Below are 24,904 nucleotides of genomic sequence, written 5' to 3' on the forward strand. Positions count from 1 at the left end.
GGTAAGCTACCCAAAAAGTGTACTGATTAGATGTTTTGGGGTTTGAGCCAAATTGGTTTTTTGGGCAAACCCCCTTTATTTATCACGATTTATCATGCTGATGATGAGTGATTTTCTGATGGGTATATTTTTTGAACAAAAAAATTAAAATTTGCACTAGATTTTTGATAATAAATTTTATATAATGTTCAAAATCTATATAAGGGCGAGCGATATGAAAGACAATAACTTTACTTTTGCTATTTTTGCAAAGTTAAGTTATTGTCTTTTTTTATTGCTCGCTTTTTTGTGGGCATTTTTTTTATCAAAATTAAGTGACGAGCAGAAATTTTTTGGAGTGTGAAATGGCGGTAACGACTCAGACGGCGGCGATTTTGGCATTGGCAGACGGGACAATTTTTCGTGGTGTGGCGATTGGTGCAACAGGGCATACGGTTGGCGAAGTGGTCTTTAATACAGCGATGACAGGTTATCAGGAGATTTTGACCGACCCAAGCTATGCAGGACAGATGGTCACACTCACTTATCCGCACATTGGCAATACAGGTTGCAATGATGAAGATGGCGAGTCTGGACGCATTCACAAGGTGTGGGCAACAGGGTTGATTATTCGTGATTTGCCATTATTACACAGCAATTTTCGTGCCACAGTTTCGTTGGGCGACTACCTAAAAAAACATAATGTGGTGGCGATTGGCGATATTGACACTCGCCGATTGACAACCTTATTACGCCAAACAGGGGCTCAAAATGGCTGCATCATGACGGCTGATGCCGATGGTCATCTTGATGAACAACGGGCGATTGAGCTTGCCAAATCTGCACCGTCAATGAAAGGTCAAGATTTGGCAAAAGTATGCTGCGACCAAGAAGGCTATATTTGGACGCAAGGTTCTTGGGAGCTTGCCCATGATGGCAAGAATGACAAGAGCACGCAGACAGGCGGTCGTTTTCGTGAACTTGGTGTGGACATCGCCCAAAAATTTCGCATTGTGGCTTATGACTTTGGTATTAAGACCAACATTCTTCGAATGCTGACCGACAGAGGTTGTCATGTTACCGTTGTGCCTGCCACCACGCCAGCCAGTGAAGTGCTAAAACACAATCCAGATGGTATTTTCTTATCCAACGGTCCTGGCGACCCTGAGCCGTGTACTTATGCCATTGACGCCATTCGTCACATCATCACACAGACTAACATTCCTGTGTTTGGCATTTGCTTGGGTCATCAGTTGCTTGCATTGGCAAGTGGTGCTAAAACCATCAAAATGAAATTTGGACATCATGGTGCTAACCACCCAGTACAAAATATTCTTGATGGCACAGTGATGATTACCAGTCAAAATCATGGCTTTGCTGTTGATGAGAGTAGCTTGCCTGACCATGTACGAGTGACACATCGTTCTTTGTTTGATGGCAGTAATCAGGGCATTGAACTAACCAATCACCCAGCGTTTAGTTTCCAAGGACACCCAGAAGCCAGTCCCGGCCCGCATGATTGCTCGGTGTTGTTTGATAGATTTGTGAGGGAGATTGAGAAGTTTAGGGCGTAAAAATTGGCAAAGTACAAGTAATTCGTACTTTGCATTTCTTTGTTTTTGAGAATTGAGATTATGAACATTTGGACACAAAAAAGCATTGAACTTGCTAACCAACCCAATTATTTGGATTTACTTTATAAAGTTTATCCAATGTCAGTTAATTTGCGTAGAGAATTATCCATTGATGTTCAAAAAAGTATTCAAACTTATTTAGTAAATAAAGATGGCAAAAACTTATTAAAATTGTTATTGTCCCAAGAAATTTTCCCAATTAAAGATAGTTATGTTGCCTATTTAAAACGAGATAAAACAGCGATTGACAGAAATCCTAATACGGTCAATCGTTTGGCAGGAATGCTTATAGAAATGGGTTTTGATGAAATTTTGGATAAAACCACAGCACCAAAAGAAACTAATCGTCAAATCGGTCCACTATTTAAAAATTGGATAAACAGTGGGGCTTTGGGCGTGCCAATCACCCAAAATATCAGCGAATTTTTAAATCATCAAGGCAATATTGTTTTTAATGGCAGTGATAAACTAATGCAAGATTTTGCGACCGATTATTTGGGCTATACGCATAGTAAAGGTTTGGATTTTATTGCCAAATTTAACAATCAAATCATCATTGCCGAAGCAAAGTTTTTAACCGATTTTGGCGGTCATCAAAATGCTCAATTTAATGATGCTATTTTTACAATGAAAGCTCCATTAAATAAATTGGACTTTCCAGTAAAAGCGATTGCGATTTTGGACGGTGTGTTGTATATCAAAGGTCGTAATAAAATGTTTGAAAACTTGCACCATTATACAGATGATGAAGTGGTGATTTCCGCAGTTTTATTAAGAGATTATTTGTATGCTCTTTAAAGTGGTGTTGGAATGCAATTAACTTATCCAAATAAAAAAAGTGCCGAAGAGATTTTGACATTGGCAGAAAATTATACTTTGCCAATAAATGATTGTAAGTTGCCCGTATTGTTTTTTGGTGATAATTTTAGGGTATTGTCTTATTTGCTTAATAATGGCTTTAAAAATAAAATTGATTTAATTTATATTGACCCACCTTATAATACCGAACAAGATTTTACCTTATCTTTTGATAGAGTAAGTACCATTAGCCGTTCAAAAACAGATATTGTGGCATATCGTGATAATTGGACAATCAATGAATATTTGGAATTTATGCGAGAGCGTTTGATTTTAATGCGAGAATTATTGTCTGAACAAGGGTCTATTTATGTACATATTGACGGCAAAATGGGGCATTATTTAAAAATTATTATGGACGAAGTTTTTGGTATTGAAAATTTTAAAAACGACATTGCTCGTATCAAATCCAATCCAAAAAACTTTTCTCGTAAGGCTTTTGGCAATGAAAAAGATATGATTTTATTTTATGCCAAAAATGCTAAAAAGAATATTTTTAATCAAATTACCGCACCATTAACTGACGATGAAAAACAAACAATGTTTGAAAAAATAGATGAAAATGGTCGGCGTTACAATACTGTACCAGTTCACGCCCCTGGTGAAACACTGCGTGGTGAAACTGGCGGACTTTGGCGAGATATGCTACCACCAAAGGGTCGGCATTGGCGTTGTTCGCCTAGTGAATTAGATGAATTGGATAGAAAAGGTTTGATTGAATGGTCAAAAAATGGCGTGCCACGCATTAAAAAATTTGCCGATGAACATAAAGGTAAAAAGATACAAGATATTTGGCGATACAAAGATCCAATGTACCCTGATTATCCAACCCAAAAAAATAGTGAAATGTTAGAAATGATTATTGCTCAATCATCAAATCCTCATTCTATTGTAATGGATTGTTTTGCTGGTAGTGGCTCATTTTTAAAGGCAAGTAGCAAATTGGGGAGACAATGGATAGGTGTTGATGCATCAGATGTTGCCATACAAATTATACAAACGCAATTAGAGCATTTAGCTTATCAATTTATAGATGTTAATCAACAAAAAAGTCAAGTTAAAGAGCCAAATATAAAACAGCCAAATGAGCAACTTACAATGGCTTTTTAACTCATCGAATGTTAAATTTAGGAAAAAGAGAGAGACCCTTATGCCAAAGCGTACAGACATAAAATCCATTTTGATTATCGGTGCAGGTCCGATTGTTATCGGTCAGGCGTGTGAATTTGACTATTCTGGTGCCCAAGCGTGTAAAGCCCTAAAAGAAGAGGGCTGCCGTGTGATTTTGGTCAACTCCAATCCAGCCACCATCATGACCGACCCGTCAATGGCAGATGCCACCTACATTGAGCCAATTACTTGGCAGACTGTTGAGGGCATCATTGCCAAAGAACGCCCTGACGCTATCTTGCCAACAATGGGTGGTCAGACAGCACTCAACTGTGCGTTAGATTTGGATAAGCATGGTGTGCTTGCCAAATACGGCTGTGAGCTGATTGGTGCAACCAAAGAAGCCATTGAAAAAGCCGAAGACAGAGAGCTGTTTGACAAGGTGATGAAAAAAATTGGACTAGAATGTCCACGAGCTGATGTCGCCAGTACGATGGAAGAGGCTCTTGAAATCCAAAGCCGTTTTGGCTTTCCAGTCATTATCCGCCCGTCATTTACCATGGGTGGTTCTGGCGGCGGTATCGCTTATAACCGTGACGAATTTGTTGAAATTTGTGAGCGTGGATTTGATTTATCGCCAACGCACCAGCTTTTGATTGATGAATCGTTAATCGGCTGGAAAGAGTACGAAATGGAAGTGGTGCGAGATAAAAATGATAACTGTATCATCGTCTGCTCCATTGAAAACTTTGACCCAATGGGTGTGCATACAGGCGACAGTATTACCGTTGCCCCTGCTCAGACCTTGACCGACAAAGAATATCAGCTCATGCGTAATGCCTCCATTGCTGTTTTGCGTGAAATTGGCGTGGAAACAGGGGGTTCTAATGTACAGTTTGGTATCAATCCAAACAATGGTCGTATGGTTGTGATTGAGATGAACCCTCGTGTCAGTCGTTCATCAGCATTGGCAAGTAAAGCAACTGGCTTTCCGATTGCCAAAATTGCGGCAAAATTGGCAGTAGGCTACACGCTAGATGAGCTAAAAAATGACATCACAGGCGGCAAGACGCCAGCGTCCTTTGAACCGTCTATTGACTATGTCGTTACCAAGATTCCTCGTTTTAACTTTGAAAAATTCCCACAAGCAGATAATACTTTGACCACACAAATGAAGTCGGTGGGCGAGGTGATGGCGATTGGTCGCAATTTCCAAGAATCGATGCAAAAAGCCTTGCGAGGCTTGGAAACTGGGGCGACTGGCTTTGATGAAGTGGCGGATTTGACGGGCGAGGCAAGCGACATCATCGCCAAGATTCGTAATAAGTTAAGCATTCCAACGCCAGAGCGTATTTTTTATTTGGCACAGGCATTTCGTGCAGGACTTAGTCTTGATGAGGTGTTTGAATTGACCAAGATTGACCCGTGGTTTTTGGTGCAGATTGAGGATATTGTTCGTACCGAACAACAAATCAAAGAACTGACGATTGATGATTTAAACAAGCAAATCTTGTATCAATTTAAACGCAAGGGCATGAGTGATTTGCGTATTGCGAAGTTGATGGGCGTTGACCAGCATCAAGTCAGACAAAAACGCTGGGATTTGGGCGTGTATCCTGTGTATAAACGAGTGGATACTTGTGCAGCAGAGTTTGAGACTTCAACTGCTTATATGTATTCCACCTATGATGAAGAATGTGAAGCACGCCCAACCAATAAAGATAAAATCATGGTCATCGGTGGTGGCCCAAACCGTATCGGACAAGGCATTGAATTTGACTACTGCTGTGTCCACGCTGCTCTTGCCATGCGTGAAGATGGCTTTGAAACCATCATGGTAAACTGTAACCCAGAGACGGTATCGACTGATTATGATACTTCTGATCGTTTGTATTTTGAGCCTGTCACACTTGAAGATGTGCTTGAAATCGTCCGTACTGAGCAGCCAAAAGGCGTGATTGTGCAATATGGCGGTCAAACACCACTCAAACTTGCTAGAAGTTTAGAAAAAGCAGGCGTGCCAATCATTGGTACAAGTCCTGATGCCATTGACCGTGCCGAAGACCGTGAACGCTTCCAGCAAATGTTGCATCAGCTTGCTTTAAATCAACCGCCTAATGCACTAGCAACCAGCACCGAAGATGGTTTGAGCAAGGCACAGGCGGTTGGCTATCCTTTGGTGGTGCGTCCATCTTATGTGCTGGGTGGTCGTGCGATGGAGATTGTTTATAACGAAGATGAGCTAAAACGCTACCTGCAAGAGGCAGTGCAAGCCTCCAATGATTCGCCTGTACTTCTTGACCGATTCCTTGATGATGCCATTGAAGTGGATGTGGACTGTGTGTCTGACGGGCAAATGGTGGTGATTGGTGGTATCATGCAACACATCGAGCAAGCAGGCGTGCATTCTGGCGATTCTGCGTGTTCGTTGCCACCATATTCGCTCAGCGATGAGATTCAAGACCAGATCCGTACCCAAACGATTGCCATGGCAAAAGAGCTTGGGGTGGTGGGCTTGATGAATGTGCAATATGCAGTCAAGGATAACACGGTGTATATCTTGGAAGTCAATCCACGAGCTTCTCGTACTGTGCCATTTGTCTCCAAGTGCATCGGTGTGTCATTGGCGAAAGTTGCCGCTCGCTGTATGGCTGGTAAAACACTATCAGAGCAGGGCTTTACTAAGGAGATTATCCCAAGCCATTATTCGGTCAAAGAGGCGGTATTCCCATTTGCTAAGTTCCCAGGTGTTGACCCAATTCTTAGCCCAGAGATGAAATCCACAGGCGAGGTCATGGGTGTGGGCAAATCCTTTGGCGAGGCGTATTATAAAGCGGTGATTGGCTCAAACGATCGTCTGCCAGGCTTGCCTGTGGCTGGTGAGATTAAACGAGCGTTCTTGTCTGTGCGAGATAGTGATAAGAAGCATTTGCCAGCACTTGCCAAGCAGCTGATTGATTATGGCTTTAAGCTGGTGGCGACAGGCGGCACTCAAAAAGTCTTGGCGGACTCTGGTATTGAGTGCGAACACATCAACAAAGTGTATGAGGGTCGTCCACACATCGTCGATGCCCTAAAAAATGGCGAAATTCATCTGGTCATCAACACCACCGAAGGCAAGCAGGCACAAGAAGATTCGTTCTTGATTCGCCGTAGTGCATTGCAAGGAAAGGTGTTTTATGTGACCACCATGAGTGCAGCTCAGGCAGTATGTATGGCATATCAGGTGCGTTTGCCATTTGATGTGTATAAGCTGCAAGATTTGCACGCCTAAATTAAGCCATTATACAAGATGGCGTCTTTGGCATCATCTTGTGCATGATGGTTGGTGCAAGCGTTTGGGTTTGGTATAATTCACACCCAAATGCTTGCATTTTTTAAAAAAGCCAGTAAAATTAGCAAAGATTTTTTAATTTGTCTTGCCAAAAAATTTTGGCAGGCTTTTTTATTTTCAAAGTATTGCAAAAAAGTAGGAATGTCATATGCAACGCTATCCCATGACCCCAGAAGGTCATCAAGCCCTAGAAGAAGAGCTAAAACAGCTTAAAACCATTGAACGCCCACGCATCACCACAGCGATTGCTGAGGCTCGTGAACATGGCGATTTAAAAGAAAATGCAGAATATCACGCCGCTCGTGAACAGCAAGGACTGTGCGAGGCTCGTATTCGTGACATCGAAGCCAAACTTGGCGGTGCTCAGGTAATTGACCCTGCTAAGTTGCCACAAGATGGGCGAGTGGTGTTCGGTGTTACTGTGGTGTTAGAAAATGCCGATAGTGGCGAAGAATGCCAATATAAAATCGTGGGCGATGATGAGGCGGATTTTAAAGTGGGTAAAATTTCAGTCAATTCGCCCATTGCTCGTGGCTTGATTGGCAAATCAGAGGGTGATGAAGCCCAAATTCAGACACCAAGCGGATTGGTGGTGTTTGAGATTTTGGAAGTGATTTATCAATAAGGTAAGCCTTCATTATGAAACATTTACATCTACTGATGGTGGCGATTACTTTATTGCTATTCATCGTTCAGGCTGTGCCTATTTTTGCAGGCAAAACCTTTCATCGCTCAAAGGTGTTCACAGGCATCAGTCATGCCGCTTATACTTTGTTGGTTTTGTCAGGTTTGTATTTATTTTGGCAGTTGTATCAGGCGGCAGGCTTGCAGCATTGGGCATTGGCAAAATTGGTGCTACTCATCGTGGCGGTTTCTGCAAACATCAAGGCATTACGCCGCCAAGCGGTCAGTCTATCTCAGAGTAGAGCTGGCATGATGATTGCTGGCGTGGCGTATGCAGGCATTGTGATTTTGGCAATTACCAAGCCAATGCTATGATGTCTTTTGCCCTAAAAAAGACAAACCTATTGATGGGTTTGTCTTTTTTTACATCAATGTTTGGCATTGTTTATCGTGATGATTGAAAAAATTGTGCGTCTTGTTTACAAAATTGCACTCATATTTTGTTGCCAAATTATGATAGAATTTGGCGTTTATTTATAAAATTCTTGCCAGATGAATGGCAACTTTACAAGGGGTGTTTATGCTCACTTTGACAACCGCAGATGTGCGTATGAATGCACAAGCCAGCGACAAGCAACAAGCGTTGCAAGTTTTGGCACAGATTTTACAAGACGATGGTTTGGCGACGGCTGACTATTTGCACGGATTGATGGCTCGAGAGTCGCAAGCCGCCACTTATTTGGGACAGGGTATCGCCATTCCGCATGGCACGCCAGAGTCTCGTGAGGCAATCATTCAGACGGGTGTGCGATTGGTGCATTTTGCTGATGGCGTGGCGTGGAATGATGCTGGCGACAAGGTATATTTGGCGGTGGTGATTGCTGCAAAATCAGATGAGCATTTGCAAATTTTGCAAAAATTGACACACGCTCTACAAGGTGATGTGGCAGACGGTATCGCCAAAGCCACCAATGCTGATGAAATCATGGCGGCACTTGGTGGTACAAGCTCATTACTGATTCAAGAAAGTTTGATTGACACCCAAGTTGGTAGCGAGCAGTATGATGAAGTGTTTTTGCAGTCTTTATCTCGTCTAAAAGCTCATCACGCCATCAGTTCACGAGCCATTACCGCACCTAAGCCAACCGTGCTCAGTCAGGCGGTTTCTTGTGTGATTTTGGAAAATCAGCCACAGATTCTCACTTCGGCTTTTGCTTTATCGGTCAATCCAAACAGCAAACAGGCGTTAGCGGTCATTACAGCTGACAAAAAAATCAATACCGATAAGTTATCATGGCTATATGATGTGCTGATGAGTGACGCATTCGCCCAAGCGGTACAATCAGGCGAAAAAGAGGCGATATTGTCACAGCTTGGTATTCAAAGTCAGTCAGATTGGCAGTCACTAAGCGTGGTTTTACCAAATGAACATGGCTTGCACGCCAGACCTGCAACCGCTTTATCGGAACTTGCCAAATCGTTTGATGGCGATATTCGAGTGCAGGTTGATGGTGGAGCGTTTGTTTCTGCCAAAAGCCTAACTCGTTTGTTGTCGCTTGGTGCGGTCAAAGGACAGACGCTGACCTTCATTGCTCAGCCAGATACCGATGCTCAAAATGCGTTACCAAAATTGGTTGAGGCGGTGCAAGCAGGCTTGGGCGAATCAGTCTCTGCCACTTCTGCAATACCAGTTGCTAAAAAACAAACCGACCAGTCGGATAATAATCAAGTTGCCCTAGTAGATGGGGAAAAGATTCGTGCTGTTGCTGCTTCAACTGGCTTGGCGGTGGGCGAGTCTTATGTATCCAAAGCGGTCAAATATAACTATCCAATGACTGCCCAAAATCCAGCAGAACAGATGACACAGTTGCAAACTGCCATCAATGCAGTCAAAGACGACCTAAGACAGCTGGTTGCATCTGCCAAGAATGCAGACATTGCCCAAATTTTCACAGCACACATTGCTTTATTAGAAGATGAAGAAGTGATGTTTGGGGCAAAAGATGGGATTGATGATGGCTTGTCTGCACCAGCAGCTTGGCATGCATTCATCGAAGAATTGGCAGCAGCTCAGGCTTCTTTGGGCAATCATCTACTTGCCGAGCGTGCTGCTGATTTACGAGATGTTGGGCATAAGGTATTGCTAAAATTGATTGGCAAAACCGAACAAACAGCACCCCAAAATCCATATGTGCTGATTAAAGAGGACTTATTGCCAAGCGATGTGGCAAATCTTGACCCAACCAAAGTGGCGGGCATCATCACAGCGGTGGGTGGTTCTAGTTCGCACAGTGCGATTGTTGCTCGTGCGTTGGGCATTCCTGCGTTGGTGGGTGCAGGTCAGCAGGTGTTGTCATTGGAGAATGGCACACAGATTTTGCTTGATGGTGGCGAAGGCTGGTTTGTTGTTAATCCTGAGCAGTCGTTGATTGAGGAGTGTCAGCAAGCCCAAAGTTTACGCCGTGAACAAAAACGCCAAGCCATGCAACACGCTCACGAGCCAGCCATCACTTTGGACGGTCATCGTGTTGAAGTGGCGGTGAATTTGGGTAATGTGGCGGATACGGCGACAGCGGTGGCAAATGGTGCAGAAGGCGTGGGTTTGCTTCGCACAGAGCTTGTATTTATGTCGCATCATCAAGTGCCTGACATTGACCAGCAAATTGCTGACTATGAGCAGGTCTTTGATGCGTTAGATGGTCGTCCATTAGTGGTGCGTGTGCTTGATATTGGTGGCGATAAAGCCCTGCCTTATTTGCCAATGGCGGCGGAAGAAAATCCATTCTTGGGTCTGCGTGGCATTCGTTTGTTGTTGTCTCGCCCAGAACTGCTCCGTAGCCAATTAACCGCTTTGATTAAAGCGTCAAAAAGGCGTGATTTACGCATCATGTTCCCAATGATTGGTCGCCTTGAAGAATGGCGAGCGGCTCGTGCGATTTTGGACGAGGTTTTGGCGGGGCATCCACATGACAATCTACAAGTTGGTATCATGCTAGAAGTGCCAAGTGCTGCGGTCATGGCTCCGATTTTTGCCAAAGAAGTGGACTTTTTTAGCGTTGGTACGAACGATTTGACCCAGTATGTGCTTGCCATCGATCGTGGACACCCATTATTATCCAAAGATGCTGATGGTCTGCACCCAAGTATTTTGACCTTGATTGCTCAGACCGTTGAGGCTGCCCATGCACATGGAAAATGGGTAGGGGTGTGTGGCGAGCTGGCATCTGACCCTGCGGCAGTGCCGATTTTGGTGGGTTTGGGTGTTGATGAACTTAGTATGTCTAGTTCCAGCATTGCCTTGACCAAAGCTAAGATTCGTGCCTTGACGCTGACTGACGCTCAATCGCTTGCCAAGCAAGCCTTACAGTGCGACAGTGCGATGGCGGTACGAGAGCTGTCATTGACGGTGGCACGATGAAACAAGTTTTGTGTATCACGCTCAATCCTGCGATTGACATGACAATTTTTGTGCATCAATTACAGGTGGGCGAAGTCAATCGAGCCACAAAAAGCCAAGTTGATGCGGCTGGCAAAGGGCTAAATGTCGCTCAGATTTTATCGGATTTGGGTATGCAGACGCTGGCATCTGGTTTTTTGGGTAATCAAAATGCACAAATTTTTGAGCAATTATTTGCCCAAAAGCACGGACAGCTGCTGGATAAATTTGTCAAAATCTCTGGCGAAACTCGCACCAATATTAAACTGGTCGATGATGGTGTTACGACTGATGTCAATGGAGCGGGGTTTGTGGTTGGTGCATCAGATAAGCAAGCATTATTTGATGAAGTTATCAGACTTGCCAACCAATCTGATGCGGTCTTGATTGCAGGCAGTTTGCCCAAAGGTTATGAGCTTGATGATTTTGAGCAGTTGCTGTCTGCTTTAACCAAGACTGATGCCAAAATTGCAGCCGATGTCAGTGGTCAGGCATTAACCGTGGCAATGAAGTATCCTTTATGGCTCATCAAACCTAACAGCGATGAATTGACCGAAAGTTTTGGTGTGGCATGCAACACTTGGCAAGCACAGCAGTCTTTATTGGAGACGCTTAATACACCCATTGATAATATTGTTATTTCGATGGGTGCTGATGGCGTGCATTGGTTTGCCAAAGATGGCGTATGGCTGGCAACACCACCGACCGTGAATGTGGTTAGCACGGTGGGTGCGGGCGATACTTTGGTGGCTGGCATGATTGCTGGTCTGCTTGATGGGTTGCCACACGAGCAACTGCTCAAACGAGCGGTTGCCTTATCAGCTCATGCTGTCACCATCATTGGTTTTGCGGCAGCATCACAAGATAGATTAGATGAGTTGATGGCACAGGTTGATGTGTCAAAATTATCTGAATGTTTATAAATTTATACTTAAAAAATAGGTAAATCCTATGCAAAAATTTACTTCGCTTTCATCGTTGCAAGCAGCAACCATCAGTCTTGGCGAACAATCAGCACAGGCGTTATTGATTGCCAAAAAATTACAAGCAACCCTACAAAAATCAGGCGTTGCCACTCGCATTGATGGCCAATTTGACGGTCAGGGCAAGCACATTGTGGTGGGTCAAGGGGCTGGTACGCAAGATGCCATCATTTTGGATATAAAAACTTTGCAGACCGAGCAGCTTGATAATGAGGATTATCTGCTTGGATTGTTCAGCAAAGATACCGCCAGTACCAGCCAAGATAAACCGTTGCATTTTGTGGCGATTACCGCTTGTCCCACAGGCGTGGCACATACTTTTATGGCGGCAGATGCCCTAAAAATCGGTGCAGAAAAGCTGGGCTACACCATCGATGTTGAAACACAAGGCTCAGTGGGGGCAAAAAATATTTTGTCCCAAGAAAGTATTGAGCGTGCCGATTATGTCATTTTGGCGACAGATATTGAAGTCAATAGCGACCGTTTTGTTGGCAAAAAAGTCTATCGCTGTGGTACAGGATTTGCCCTAAAACAAACCGATAAAGCCTTTGATGAGGCAATCAATACCGCCAGCGTTCAAAATAGCACCAAGACAGTTGCCAATACCGAACAGCCTACCCAAAAAGCTGGCGTTTATAAACATCTGCTGACAGGCGTGTCTTATATGTTGCCGATGGTGGTGGCAGGCGGTCTGCTGATTGCCTTGTCCTTTGTCTTTGGTATCAAGGCGTTTGAGGTTGAAGGCTCTTTGGCAGCTGCCTTGATGGGCACAGGTAAGGCAGCGTTTGGTCTGATGGTGCCAATGTTGGCAGGCTATATCGCTTATTCCATCGCTGACCGACCTGGTTTAACAGCAGGCTTGATTGGTGGTGCATTGGCTGGCACTTTGGGTGCAGGCTTTTTGGGCGGTATTGTGGCAGGATTTTTGGCAGGCTATGTATCGCTATTTTTGGCACAAAAGCTAAGATTGCCTGTAACTTTGGAGGCTTTAAAGCCAATCCTTATCATTCCTTTGGTCAGCTCACTGGTGGTGGGTTTGTCGATGTATTATGTCATCGGTACACCTGTGGCTTATCTTTTGTCACAAATGGAGGATTTCCTTGCCAATATGGGTACTGCCAATGCCGTGATTTTGGGCATGATTTTGGCGGGTATGATGTGTGTGGATTTGGGCGGTCCAATTAACAAGGCTGCTTATGCGTTTTCGGTGGGCTTATTGACCTCTGAAAGCTATTTTCCGATGGCGGCAGCAATGGCTGGCGGTATGGTGCCAGCGATTGGTATTGGATTAGCAACCATCTTTGCATCAGGCAAATTTAGCGACAATGAACGCAATGCAGGTAAGGCAGCTGTTGTTTTGGGTGCGTGTTTCATTTCCGAAGGGGCTATCCCGTTTGCCGCCAAAGACCCAATGCGTGTCATTCCATGCTGTATTGCTGGCGGTGTCTTAACAGGGGCATTGGTGGCATTATTCCAAATCACTTTGGTTGCTCCACATGGCGGTGTATTTGTACTGTTGATTCCTGGTGCGGTTAATCATGCCTTGATGTATCTGGTGGCGATTTTGGCTGGCAGTTTATTGACAGGTTTGGCTTATGCTTTCATTAAGCCCAAAGAATTAGCAACCGCTTAATCATCACACATGATGTGATTGACAAAAAAACACAAAACCTTAGCACGATGGGTTTTGTGTTTTTTTATGAGCGTGTTACAATAGGGGAGTATTTGTGTTAAAGATTGAGAGTGCTTTTGATGAATAATCAACCAAAAACTACCTTATGGAAAGTATGGATTCAGCCAGCCTTGGCAATGGGTGCTGCGGCAGTGATGTTGGTGGGCTGTGCCAGTAAGCCAACTTACAACAGCACAGCAAATAAAAATGGTGTGACTACCAGACAAATCATCACCAATAACAAAGGTGTGCCAAATTGGTATCAAGTCAAACAAGGCGACACGGTTGCCAAAATCGCTCAGCGATACGGTCTGGACTGGCGAGAGATTGGTCGCCTAAACAATCTAAATAGCAACTATACCATCTATACAGGTCAATGGCTGTCTTTGTGGAAGGGTAATGCTCAAAATGCTCAACCAGCCAAGTCTTCGACCGCTGTTCAAGCACCAGTACAACAGAGTAAAAATACCCAGCCAGCCCCAACCCAAAAATCTGGCAACACAGCACCAGTACACAACAGCAGTCAAAGCACGCCATTTACTACAGGCAGTGCTGGTGTGATGCAGTTTAAATATCCTGTTGGTAAGTCCAATCCTGTGGTGCGTCGTTTTGGTACAGCCAATGTACAAGGCTCTACCGTTACCAGTAATGGTATGTGGTTCTCAGGACGAGATGGCGACCCGATTTTGGCAAGCCGAGCAGGTACAGTCATCAATGCTGATGGGAATGCGGTCAATGATGCTACCATCACAATCCAACACACCGATGGCTTTATATCCAGCTATATCTACATCAAAGATGCTAAGGTACGGGCGGGAGACAGCGTGCAAGCGGGTCAGCAAATCGCCAGCATGAAAAAACAAACCAGCAACTCAGCATTATTTGAGTTTCGTATTGCTCGCAACAATGTCTATATCGACCCATTATCTGTGGTCAAATGATGCCCAAAACAAAAAAACCACCATCAAAGATAGGTGGTTTTTTTATGATGATGGATTGTCTGGTTGAAGATGATTCATAATGCACATCAAGACCGATGAAATACAAACCAATCATGCTAAGCCATCTGATTGGCATTCACCACAAAAAAGGCTTGTGATGTTCACAAGCCTTGATGACATTACTCATAAATCTTGATATATGCACTAGAACGCAATTCTTGCAACCAGTCTTCTTCGGCTTGTGGTGCTTGACGGGCAAACAAATACTCACGAGCGGCATTTTGACGGTATTGGGTTGTGATGTCTCTTTGGCGAGTGTTATCCACTTTTAGGATATGCCAGCCAAACTGTGAGCGAAATGGTGTTGAAAAATCTCCCGAAGAAGTCTTTTTCATCATGGCTTCAAACTCCGGCACCATTTGACCCTCGTTTACCCAGCCTAAGCTGCCATATTGTGATGCAGAACCTGGATCGTCAGAATAGGTTGCTGCCAAAGAGGCAAAATTCGCTCCTTTTTGTAGTTCAGCATACAGAGCATTGATTTTTTGCTCTGCCATGGCTGCACTTTGGGTATCGTCCACACGAGCCAAGATGTGGCTGGTTTGCCATTCTGGAATCAACACTTGTTCTTGGCTGATGATTTGCTTGGCTTCTGGTGAATTTAAGAATGAAGCGATTTCTTGATTACTGATGTGGATGCGGTTGGAAATTTGATTTTGCCACATCGCAGACAGGGCGGCATTTTCGATGATGCTTTGACGCAAGGCGGCATAGCTGCCCGCTTTTTCTCCATCTAGCTTGGCTTGAAATTCGCTCAGTGTGTTGATGCCTTGAGCCCGAGCAATTTGTAATATTTGCTCATTGATGATGTTGTCATTGGCGACCATGCCAGCACGATTGACCAATGCTAATTGTAGTTTGCGGGCAATCAGTTCATCAAGGGCTTTTTGAGTGATTTGTGCTTGGCTTGCTTGAATGCCTTTTTCTGAGGCTTGTGCAGCGATGATGGCACGAGCGGTTTCTAGTTCGCTTTTTAGAATGATTTCATCATTGACCACAGCGACAATCCCATCGGTGCTAGAACCGCTGATGGAGGCTTGTGCGGTCAATGCACTACCTGCCAGTGCAAGAGCAAGCAAGGTTTGTTTGAATGTTGTTTTCATAATAATCCTTAAAAAATGGCGATATTGCCAACAAATTTGGCATCAGATGTGTTCAAGTTTAGCACTTGACCAAGCAATCGTCAAATTTGTTGGCTTAGGTATTTGATGATTTTTTGTTAATAGGCTTTTTGCCACGCATTTTGGACACTATCATAACCCATGACTTTGTCGCTTAATAGGCGATTGAGACGACCACCGTTGCTGATGCCATTGAGGCGAAGTTCTGCCATGATGGCGGTATCGGCATTGGTGTGTGGATTTAGACCATCACGATAGCGGCGTGCATAGACCGACAAGCCATAGCAACAATCTTCATAATTAACCCCAATCAAAGAGTCCAGCAGGCGTTCGTGTTTGTGGTCGTATTGAGCCTGTCCGACCAATCGCCAGCGACTACTGATGGGTAGGATTGCTGATGCGGTATAGGCGGATAGGGCTTGTTGATTGGTTGCTTTATTTTCTTTGCGTTCAATCACGCCAATATTAAACAGACGCTGCTCATCTGGCTGATAGCGAATCTGTGCAGTGATGGCACTGATGTCATAATTGGTGGTCAAAGCCCCAGCGGTATCAATCCACAAAGATTCTTTGGGCTGAATGCTGGCTTGCCAAGCTGTGCCAGAGCTTCTACCGCTAAATGATTCGCTATGATTGATGCCTACACGCAACTCATCAAGCAAAATCTGCTCAGCAATACTGCCATCAAAGCGAGTGCGACCTTGCTCGTCAATATAGCGATAATTGATGGCTGGTGTGATGGCGTGTAAATCCTGAATGCGGTCATAGCCCAAAAACCACGAATCGGACAACAGCTGGTCATAGCTGATGTTAGAGACGATGGTTTCAAAGTTTGGTAGGCGACTTTGGTCTTTGTAAGGGGTGTAAGTATATTTTAGGCGTGGGCTTAGTACCTGATAACCGCCTGATTGCTTACCCTTCAAAGGAGAGCCTGCTTTTTCAAAAAACAGTCCAGCGTCCACACTAAACTGTGGTGCAAAGATTGAATAACTGCCATCTTTTTTGTTCAGATTTTGGTCATTAAGACTGTCTTCATCGTAGCTTGCGTAGAGATGTGTCAGGCTAAGTTTTGGGGTAATGTAGCCCCACGGACGCAGCATTGGATAGCTGGCTGACAGCTGGTTGTACATACGACCGCCACTTTTTTCTGGCTCGGAGGCGTCTTTGATGGATTTTTTGAAATAGGCTGAATTATGCACGCCTGTGATTTGTAGTTTGCTATTTAGCCCAAGCCAAGATTTTGGCAGACGATAGTTGATGGATAATTGTGGCAGTCTGGCGTAGGGACGGTCTTTGTCCGTGATGAGCGAGCCATCTGATTTTGTGCCATCAAGACGCTGGAAAGTCTCAAAACGAAAATCTGCGGCAACATGGTCATTGTGATAGTTTAGCCCAATGCGTCTGGGCAGATTTAGTGAGCGGTTTTCAAGACCTAAGCTGTCAAAATCCCCCAAATAGTCAGCGTCAGAGACATATTGATACTGAGCATAGCCTGTTAGGTTTTTGATGTTTTTGGCTTGCCATTGGTGTTCGTAGCGTAAGCGACTGCGGTCTTGATTGTTATATTTACGGTCGCTGGGTAGGTATGAGCCCGATAGACTACCCGCCCCAAAATTTTTGGTCAAATAGCGAAACTCGCCTGAAATCATCGGATTACGATTGGTAAAAATCGTCGGCGTGATGGTGGCATCATAATTAGGAGCAAGATTGAAGTAATAAGGCGTGCTGACCTCTAAGCCATCTGATGACCCAAAACCAACGCTTGGCAACAAAAATCCGCTAGAACGGCGACTATCAATGGGGAAATTAAAATAAGGCAAATACAATACAGGCACATCTTTGATACGAAGAGTGCTGTTTTTGGCGATGGCACGCCCTGTCTGACTGTCAATATCGATACGCTGAGCGTCCAAATGCCACTTGCGTTCGGTAGGCGGACAGGTCGTGAACATCACCTCGTCCATCTGATAGTGAGTGTCGCTGACTTTTTGCATCGAGCCAGCGTAGCCGTGAGCATTGATGGCGGTGCTGGCAAAAGCCACATCTTGTGCGGTGGCTAAGCCGTTTTGATTACCATAACTGATGCTTTGGGCGACACCAATCAAGCCAATGCCATTTTCGCCTGCATTCATGCCATCGCTAAATTGTACTTCGCCTTGTACCATCGCTTCGCCTGTGCGAGTGTTAAAGGTGGCCTTATCTGCCATCACCGTTTGCCCATTTTGCTCAATGATGACATTGCCAGCCAGCTCAGCATATTCATGAGCGTCCCAGTAGCCGTAGTCTGCTTCGGCTTTGATACCAGCAAAACTTTGGGCATTGTTACCGATTTGGTTGGCGTTTTTGGGCTGCGTCCATACACCCTGACAGCGAGCGTGTACATTGGGCTTGATTTGATAGTTTTGGGCAAGCTTGGCAAGGCTTTGTTGTTTGGCAGTTTGTTTGTCTGTGGCGACGGCAGGCTTGGTTAGTGCTTGTCGTGTTTGTTTTGCTGGGTCGTCATCGGGTGTGTGTTTGGCATTGATGACTGATGGTGTATCTGTGGATAAATCATCTGATGTAGTGATGTTGCTCATTGAGTCATCAGTGAGCAAGGCTTGTGTTTCTAAGGAGGCGGCTGTGTCGATGGTGTCGGTTTTTGTGGCATCAATCGCAGTGGTTTTACTCATCTCATCAGATTCGGATAGGGCTGTGTACTGAGTATCCATGATGAGTTCGGCATTGGCAAGAGGCGATGTCAAGGGCAATAGCATCACCCCAAATAACACATGGCGAACTGCCACGCTTAGATAGGTTGGCGTGGTATTGATGAAGTTAAGCTTAGAATGTGCGTGATTCACAAGCGTACACCTTTTTTAAGAAACGAACAATGGCTGTGGTCAAATCATGATGTCATACAAACAAGACTACTGATGGCATAAAAAAGTGAAATCATCACCTTTTTTAGACCCCAAGTCCATCTTGGCGTGTGTGATGAAATCTTACTTGATATGCTGTATCAAGCCATCGTCCAAAAGAGTTCATAGAAAAATAAAAATTTATTGGATAAACGGTTTATTCTACACCATTTTTGTCAAAAAGTGTTGATGATTTGGCGAAAGCAAAATGTATTTTTGATGTAACGCAGGCTAGTTAATTGGCATAAAATCAGCTAAACTAGATGGGTTTAACCAAATTTATCCAACAAGGAAATATTTATGAATGTCCGCCATGATGAAATGATGCAATTTTTGAATGCCAATTTGGCAGCAGGTTTTACCGTAGAGAGTTTGCCAGGCGATGCCAGTTTTCGCCGTTATCATCGTATTTATATGCCTGTGGTGTCTGAGGTTGGTCAGGCACAGATGAGCTATCTATTGATGGATGCCCCACCCGAAAAAGAACGAGTGGACGAGTTTGTGGCGGTTGCTCAGATTATGAGCGAGGCGGTCAATGTGCCTGACATCATCGCCAAAGATATGGATAGAGGTTTTTTATTATTGCAAGATTTTGGCACAACTGAGTTTGCTCATCTGATTGCTCAGGACAAGGCGAACAAAGATGGCTATTATACCAAAGCATTGCACACATTGGCACAACTGCAAACCATCTCAACTGGCGTTGAGCTACCAGCTTATACTGATGAAAAATTGGCAACAGAGATGGCGTTATTCACCGAATGGTTCTTGCCGTATGTGGGTGTGGAACTTGATGAGCAAGCAAGCACTCTTTGGCAAACGCTTAATCAAGTGCTGCTCAAAGAAATCGCCAAACAACCCAAAGTCATCGTGCATCGTGACTATCACAGCCGCAACCTGATGGCGGATAAGGGTAGTGATGAGCTGGGCGTGATTGATTTTCAAGATGCCGTGATTGGGGCTTATACTTATGATTTGGTGAGCTTGGTCAGAGATGCTTATATCGATGAAAATGAAACTTGGGTGAATGCCAAAATTCAAGAATTTTATCAGTTGATTCAGCCTGATACTGATTTGGGCAGTTTTATCGCTCAAACCAATGTGATGGGTGTGCAACGCCATCTAAAAGTGCTGGGTATCTTCATTCGTCTTTCTCAACGAGATGGTAAAAATCGTTATTTGGCAGACATTCCAAAAGTCATGAAAGACTTGCTTGCTGAGCTTGCTTGGCTTGATGAACACACCCAAGAGACAATTTATGGCGAATTTTTGGCGTGGCTTAATCAGGTGGTCTTGCCTGCTTATCAGGTCAAATTTAAGGGGTAATCCATGATTCGACAAGCGATGATTTTGGCGGCTGGCAAAGGGACTCGAATGCGTCCTTTGACCCTAACCACGCCAAAACCTTTGGTGCCTGTGGCGGATAAGCCTTTGATTGTTTGGCACATCGAGCGATTGGCACAGGCAGGGATTAAGCATATCACACTCAATGCAGGCTATCTGTCTGATGTACTCATCGCAGGGCTTGATGAGCTTGATTTGCCCAGCAGACTTGGCATCACGCTGAATGTTTCGGTGGAGACCGGCGAACCTTTGGAAACGGCTGGCGGCATCAAATACGCACTAAGCCAGCAGCTGCTTGCTGATGAACCCTTTATTTTGGTTAATGGCGATGTATGGACGGAGTTTGACTTCGCTCATCTAACTAAATACCGACCAGACGGTTTGTCACATTTATTGATGATTGACAACCCATCGCATAACCCATCGGGCGATTTTGTGCTGAGTGATGGCCGATTGTCTGCCAAAACCGATGATGCACACGCCTTGACTTTTGCAGGCATCAGTGTGATGTCGCCAGCATTGGTGGCGAGTGTGCCAGCAGGGCAGGTAGCGGCACTTGCCCCTTTATTAAAAGAGGCGATGGCACTAGGACTGGTCTCTGGCGAGAAAATCACGGATAAGTGGGTTGATGTTGGTACGATGGAGCGACTTGCCGAAGTTGATGCCTACGCCAGAAAAAAACTATCAATGTGAATGGTTCATCAATCAAAAACCCATCAGTCTTGATGGGTTTTTTGGTATCCGTTGGTCAAAAGCCCAATCATTGATTGCAAATTTATCAATAAAAAATATCAACAAAATCAACATCTTAAAAACTTTTTATCAAAAACCCCCAATTTTCTTTCAAAAAACATTTGACACTCAATCAAAATCCTATATAATACGCACCACAACGAACGAACACGAACAAGGTGACATAAAGTGTTCAAATTGATAATCAATCAATAAAAAGTTCGTTACTAAGATTTACTATCTTAGGGTGGTTAGCTCAGTTGGTAGAGCATCTGCCTTACAAGCAGAGGGTCAGCGGTTCGATCCCGTTACCACCCACCATTTTAGCAGCGGTAGTTCAGTTGGTTAGAATACCGGCCTGTCACGCCGGGGGTCGCGGGTTCGAGCCCCGTCCGCTGCGCCACTTTTAGTGTAGCTTTTTTAAAGCTTTTCACTTTCACCCCAAGTCTCCCCTGGCTTGGGGATTTTTTTGTTTTCAAAAAAAATCGGAGCTTGTGATGATTGTTCGTGATAAATCAAACAGTTGGTCGATATTTTTTGCGTGGCAAGGGACGATTTTGCCCAAGATTTTACCCAGTGTGCTGGCGATGATGTTGTTGTCGGTGTTGGCTTGGTTGATGGTGTATCATCAAGTGTATGCGGTTACCAGCGTTCCTATGACAGCTTTTACGATTTTTGGGGTGTTGATTTCCATCACATTGGGATTTTATCATCATGCCAGTTATGATAGATGGTGGGAGGGGAGAAAGCTGTGGGGTGCGTTGGTTGCCAACACTCGCCATCTAAGCCGTGATAGTTATTTTTTGAGTCCAGATGAGCGTGAAAAACTGCTTGGGTCGATGCTGCTTTTTGTGGTGGCATTAAGAGATAGATTACGACAGCAACCTGTCAATGCCTCTGATGATTTGTACTTTGGCAAGTGTGCTGACAAAATATCTTGGTTAGACACTCAGCTAAATGCACCTCAAAGAGTGCTAGAAGAGATGCAAAAGCAACTGATTGCTTTGGTTCGTCAAGGTCAGATGAGTGACATCATTTATCTATCAATCCAAAAGCACATCGTTGAGATGGGTGGTATTCAGGCGGGGTGTGACCGCATTGCTGGCACGCCATTGCCATTTGCTTATTCAGCACTATTATCGCATGCGATTGTGGGGTTTTGTTGGTTGTTACCATTTGGGGCTGGGGCAGTCATGGGTGGCTGGACGCCGTTGTTTGTGGGCTTAGTGGCGTATTTTTTGCTTGGATTGTACGAACTGGCTCGTCAAATGGAGATGCCATTTGGTATAGAGGATAATGATTTGTCGCTTGATACGCTGGTGCATATGATTCAAAGTGAAACTTTGATGCTGCTTGAAAAACCATTACCACAAAAAAGAGAAGTGACTGGCTTTTGTTTGAAATAAAAAAATCCCCCATCTTGGGGGATTTTATTTTTATTGCATAGGGCAGTCACTGATACCAGTGATGTATTCTAATAAATCCACTTCTGCCAATGCTGTGCTACCTTTTACGCCTTGATTGAGTAATAACTGCTGTGTCTGTGGGTGATTGACTTGGGCATAATATTGTTTGGCGGTTGGAATGTGTGACCAGTGCCAAGCTTCGTCATTATAGCCGTGACTGCGACCTTTGCCATAAGTCTGGCAAAAACCAAATGATGCAGCATTGGCTTGTAGCCATTCGTAGGTTTTTAGACCTGTTCCGTGCGTCCAATAATCAGTATCTACGCTATTAAAATCAACATCAGTACCCCAGTGATGACGGCTGGTACCAGGAAATGATGACCAGTTTAGAATTTCTAACGCTTTATTCACATCATCATCAGGAGTATCGCCCCATTTTCTCTCCCAAATTTGCTTTTGGCGGTCGTAGGAGCGATATGCTGATACTACGGTCAGATTGATACCATCTTTTTTGGCGGCGTGTATCATGTTCAGCAAAGGCTCATACACATCATGATGGATTTGCTCATCTTTGGTGGTGTATTCGCTTGGAATAGGGCGTAATATCTCCTCGCTGTTTTTGCCATGCATGACACCCAGCTTAGTTGGTGCGGGTACTTCTTGCTCAACAGGGGTTTGCTCAACCTGCTCAGTCACTGGCTGTTCTGTGGTTTGTTCAAGTGGCAGATGGTTATTGGTATTGCTTGCCAAGTTGTCATTTTGCTCTTTTTTGAACAATGATTTGCCAAAATAACCAAATAGCAGTATGCCAATAATCAAAATGATGATACCGCTGATGATATTTTTATTATTCTTTGTACTCATGATGTTCTCTTGATGATTGTGTGATTAGTAGTCTAGGTATCCACCAAAGCTATAACCTGTTAAGCCAACCGAATCACGAACCCTAACCCAGCAGTTGTGAATGCCTTGAATGGTTTCGCATTTATTGGTCTGTGCAATCACCCAAATATCCTCTGATGTATATAAATAGCCTAATTGACGACCACGACGAGATGGGGAATTTCGAACGATGACATTGCCACCATATCGAGTGATGACGGTTGCAGGCAGGTTGACAGGATACTCCTCGTATTGTACGGCTGTTTGTCTGACGGGTTTGGCGGTTTGGCGTGGTACAGGTTGGGCGGTTTGCATCGGTTGAGTGGCAGGGGCAACGCCCACAGGCTGCGGTGATGGTGCGGCTGATACAGGGGCAGCTTGTTCAGGTTGCTGCACCACAGGCTGGACAGGCTGTACTGGTTGTAGTTGAACAGTTTGTTCTTGACCGTTTACAGGTTGTAAAACTTGCTGTGTTGGCTGTTGGGTCGTGGTTTGTTCTGGTTTGTTTAGTTCATCTTTTAGAACTTCACGAGCGACACTTTTAGCAATATCGCCATCGCAGGCGGTCAAAGTTAATGCCAATCCAGCAGATAACAATGTAACGATATATTTCATTTTTGCACCTATTTGTTAGTATGTTATAAATAATATTACCAAATTGTTAATTTATTTTCAATATAAATTATGATAACATAACAACATGGCATGAAATTATGATAATTGTGCTTGGTGGTTTTATGCTAATCGGTTGTTTCGTGTTAAGATTTGCTGGCGTAATGTTATCTTTCATGGATTATTTGGTTGGCGATGGATATAATATTCAGTGGTTTTTTGATGATTTTTATGGAATTAAATGATGAATTTGAATAATGAATATCGAATGGCAAAAGTATTACTTGCCCTAAGTGGTACGATTGCCACGATGTCTTTTGCTCAGTATATACAGGGCTTGACCGAACAAAATCAACAAACTCAGATGAGCAAACCGACCAATCCTTTAACCGCACCTGTGGCAACTTATGACATTAATACAGTGGTAAATCTATATCAAAATACAGGTTTGACTGTTGTACCATCTGACACCAATACCCTTGTGTCAGCTCAATCTTTTCATCAGGCAGACAAACAATCGTCCCAACAGGTGGGTAATCAGACCAACAATAAGGACTTAAACAGTAAAGATTGCACACCCAATCCAGTGGCTAAAACTGTCGGTATTTATTTTTATAAAATGCCAGAGGCAAATGCAAAAGATTTGGTCAGTGTCAATGGTTTTCGAGTGCATAAAGAGGCGGCGACATCATTAAAACAAATGCTGGCAGATGCTAAATCGAGTGGCGTTAATCTAACGCTAGGTTCGGCATTTCGCTCAGTTGCTCATCAGCAACGCATCATCAACCGCAAAATCAAGGCAGGACAAACAAATAAGCAGATTTATCATATGTCAGCACCTGCTGGTTATTCTGAGCATCATACAGGATTTGCTGTTGATTTTAGTCCAATCAATAGTGAATTTGCCAAAACGGCAGGCTATCGCTGGCTAAAAGCCAATGCTCACAAATACGGGTGGTATCAAACCTATACCCCAGAGTATTCGGCAAAAAGTGGTGTATCAGAAGAATCATGGCATTGGAAATATAAAGGTAGTGCAACCGCTGTATCCATGCTACAAAATGATGATTGTCTATAAAAATTTAAACCAAGCCATTAAAGCTTGGTTTATTTTTATATCAATACCAATGAAAAAAGCCCAAATCTTTCGATTTGAGCTTTTTAAAATTTGGAGCGGGAAACGAGATTCGAACTCGCGACCCCAACCTTGGCAAGGTTGTGCTCTACCAACTGAGCTATTCCCGCTTGATGGTTGGATATTATATATAAAAAATTTTAT

18 protein-coding genes and 3 tRNA genes are annotated in these 24,904 nt (G+C 44.0%); 16 read left to right on the forward strand and 5 right to left on the reverse strand.

Annotation, left to right across the window (positions count from 1 at the left end; translation table 11 throughout):
- Positions 1-344 precede the first annotated feature (344 nt).
- The 10 genes from carA (at position 345) to LU297_RS08450 (ending at position 14,571) form a co-directional block, all read left to right on the forward strand.
- Positions 345-1,553, forward strand: coding sequence for a glutamine-hydrolyzing carbamoyl-phosphate synthase small subunit (gene carA / locus LU297_RS08405; protein ID WP_263076075.1), 1,209 nt, complete (start codon positions 345-347; stop codon positions 1,551-1,553).
- Between the two features lie 60 nt (positions 1,554-1,613).
- Positions 1,614-2,411 (forward strand): hypothetical protein, encoded by a 798-nt coding sequence (locus LU297_RS08410; protein ID WP_263076076.1) that lies wholly within the window; start codon positions 1,614-1,616, stop codon positions 2,409-2,411.
- A gap of 12 nt (positions 2,412-2,423) precedes the next feature.
- Entirely contained in the window at positions 2,424-3,581 is a 1,158-nt protein-coding gene (locus LU297_RS08415; RefSeq protein WP_263076077.1) for a site-specific DNA-methyltransferase, read from the forward strand.
- A 40-nt stretch (positions 3,582-3,621) separates the two neighbouring features.
- A complete protein-coding gene (gene carB / locus LU297_RS08420; protein WP_263076078.1) occupies positions 3,622-6,855 on the forward strand; it encodes a carbamoyl-phosphate synthase large subunit in 3,234 nt (1,077 codons plus the stop codon).
- A 208-nt stretch (positions 6,856-7,063) separates the two neighbouring features.
- Positions 7,064-7,540, forward strand: coding sequence for a transcription elongation factor GreA (gene greA, locus LU297_RS08425; RefSeq protein ID WP_263076079.1), 477 nt, complete (start codon positions 7,064-7,066; stop codon positions 7,538-7,540).
- A gap of 14 nt (positions 7,541-7,554) precedes the next feature.
- Complete coding sequence (locus tag LU297_RS08430; RefSeq protein ID WP_263076080.1) at positions 7,555-7,914, forward strand: SirB2 family protein; 360 nt, start codon at positions 7,555-7,557, stop codon at positions 7,912-7,914.
- A 205-nt stretch (positions 7,915-8,119) separates the two neighbouring features.
- Complete coding sequence (gene ptsP, locus LU297_RS08435; RefSeq protein ID WP_263076081.1) at positions 8,120-10,957, forward strand: phosphoenolpyruvate--protein phosphotransferase; 2,838 nt, start codon at positions 8,120-8,122, stop codon at positions 10,955-10,957.
- Positions 10,954-11,898, forward strand: a complete 945-nt coding sequence (gene pfkB, locus LU297_RS08440; protein WP_263076082.1) for a 1-phosphofructokinase — start codon at positions 10,954-10,956, stop codon at positions 11,896-11,898. Before ptsP ends, pfkB begins: the two co-directional genes overlap by 4 nt.
- 28 nt (positions 11,899-11,926) lie before the next feature.
- Positions 11,927-13,591, forward strand: a complete 1,665-nt coding sequence (locus LU297_RS08445) for a fructose-specific PTS transporter subunit EIIC (RefSeq protein ID WP_263076083.1) — start codon at positions 11,927-11,929, stop codon at positions 13,589-13,591.
- A 119-nt stretch (positions 13,592-13,710) separates the two neighbouring features.
- Positions 13,711-14,571 carry a M23 family metallopeptidase gene (locus LU297_RS08450; RefSeq protein WP_263076084.1) on the forward strand — a complete coding sequence of 287 codons (861 nt, stop codon included), beginning with the start codon at positions 13,711-13,713 and terminating at the stop codon, positions 14,569-14,571.
- Between the two features lie 179 nt (positions 14,572-14,750).
- Here the strand turns inward: LU297_RS08450 and LU297_RS08455 are convergent, their stop codons facing one another.
- Positions 14,751-15,734 (reverse strand): peptidylprolyl isomerase, encoded by a 984-nt coding sequence (locus LU297_RS08455; RefSeq protein ID WP_263076085.1) that lies wholly within the window; start codon positions 15,732-15,734, stop codon positions 14,751-14,753.
- Positions 15,735-15,850: 116 nt separating this feature from the next.
- Complete coding sequence (locus LU297_RS08460; protein WP_263076086.1) at positions 15,851-18,592, reverse strand: LPS-assembly protein LptD; 2,742 nt, start codon at positions 18,590-18,592, stop codon at positions 15,851-15,853.
- Positions 18,593-18,949: 357 nt separating this feature from the next.
- On the opposite strand from LU297_RS08460, the gene LU297_RS08465 reads away from it, so the two are divergent.
- From LU297_RS08465 to LU297_RS08485, 5 genes are all read left to right on the forward strand, one after another.
- Complete coding sequence (locus tag LU297_RS08465; protein ID WP_263076087.1) at positions 18,950-19,975, forward strand: aminoglycoside phosphotransferase family protein; 1,026 nt, start codon at positions 18,950-18,952, stop codon at positions 19,973-19,975.
- Positions 19,976-19,978: 3 nt separating this feature from the next.
- Positions 19,979-20,686: an N-acetylmuramate alpha-1-phosphate uridylyltransferase MurU gene (gene murU / locus LU297_RS08470; protein WP_263076088.1), complete on the forward strand. Its 708-nt coding sequence runs from the start codon at positions 19,979-19,981 to the stop codon at positions 20,684-20,686.
- Positions 20,687-20,970: 284 nt separating this feature from the next.
- Positions 20,971-21,046, forward strand: a tRNA-Val gene (locus LU297_RS08475).
- A 5-nt stretch (positions 21,047-21,051) separates the two neighbouring features.
- A tRNA-Asp gene (locus LU297_RS08480) sits at positions 21,052-21,128 on the forward strand.
- Between the two features lie 94 nt (positions 21,129-21,222).
- Positions 21,223-22,131: a bestrophin family protein gene (locus tag LU297_RS08485; protein ID WP_263076089.1), complete on the forward strand. Its 909-nt coding sequence runs from the start codon at positions 21,223-21,225 to the stop codon at positions 22,129-22,131.
- Between the two features lie 30 nt (positions 22,132-22,161).
- On the opposite strand, the gene LU297_RS08490 is transcribed toward LU297_RS08485, so the two are convergent.
- Both LU297_RS08490 and LU297_RS08495 read right to left on the reverse strand, forming a co-directional pair.
- Positions 22,162-22,995, reverse strand: coding sequence for a M15 family metallopeptidase (locus tag LU297_RS08490; protein WP_263076090.1), 834 nt, complete (start codon positions 22,993-22,995; stop codon positions 22,162-22,164).
- A 24-nt stretch (positions 22,996-23,019) separates the two neighbouring features.
- Complete coding sequence (locus LU297_RS08495) at positions 23,020-23,628, reverse strand: SH3 domain-containing protein (protein WP_263076091.1); 609 nt, start codon at positions 23,626-23,628, stop codon at positions 23,020-23,022.
- Positions 23,629-23,869: 241 nt separating this feature from the next.
- Here LU297_RS08495 and LU297_RS08500 point away from each other — a divergent pair, with 241 nt between their 5' ends.
- The gene (locus LU297_RS08500; RefSeq protein WP_263076092.1) at positions 23,870-24,703 is read left to right on the forward strand and encodes a M15 family metallopeptidase; all 834 of its coding nucleotides are present in this window, start codon (positions 23,870-23,872) and stop codon (positions 24,701-24,703) included.
- Positions 24,704-24,794: 91 nt separating this feature from the next.
- On the opposite strand, the gene LU297_RS08505 is transcribed toward LU297_RS08500, so the two are convergent.
- A tRNA-Gly gene (locus LU297_RS08505) sits at positions 24,795-24,870 on the reverse strand.
- Between the last annotated feature and the right edge of the window lie 34 nt (positions 24,871-24,904).

The organism is Moraxella nasicaprae, from assembly GCF_025643275.1.
Classification (GTDB): Bacteria; Pseudomonadota; Gammaproteobacteria; order Pseudomonadales; family Moraxellaceae; genus Moraxella; species Moraxella nasicaprae.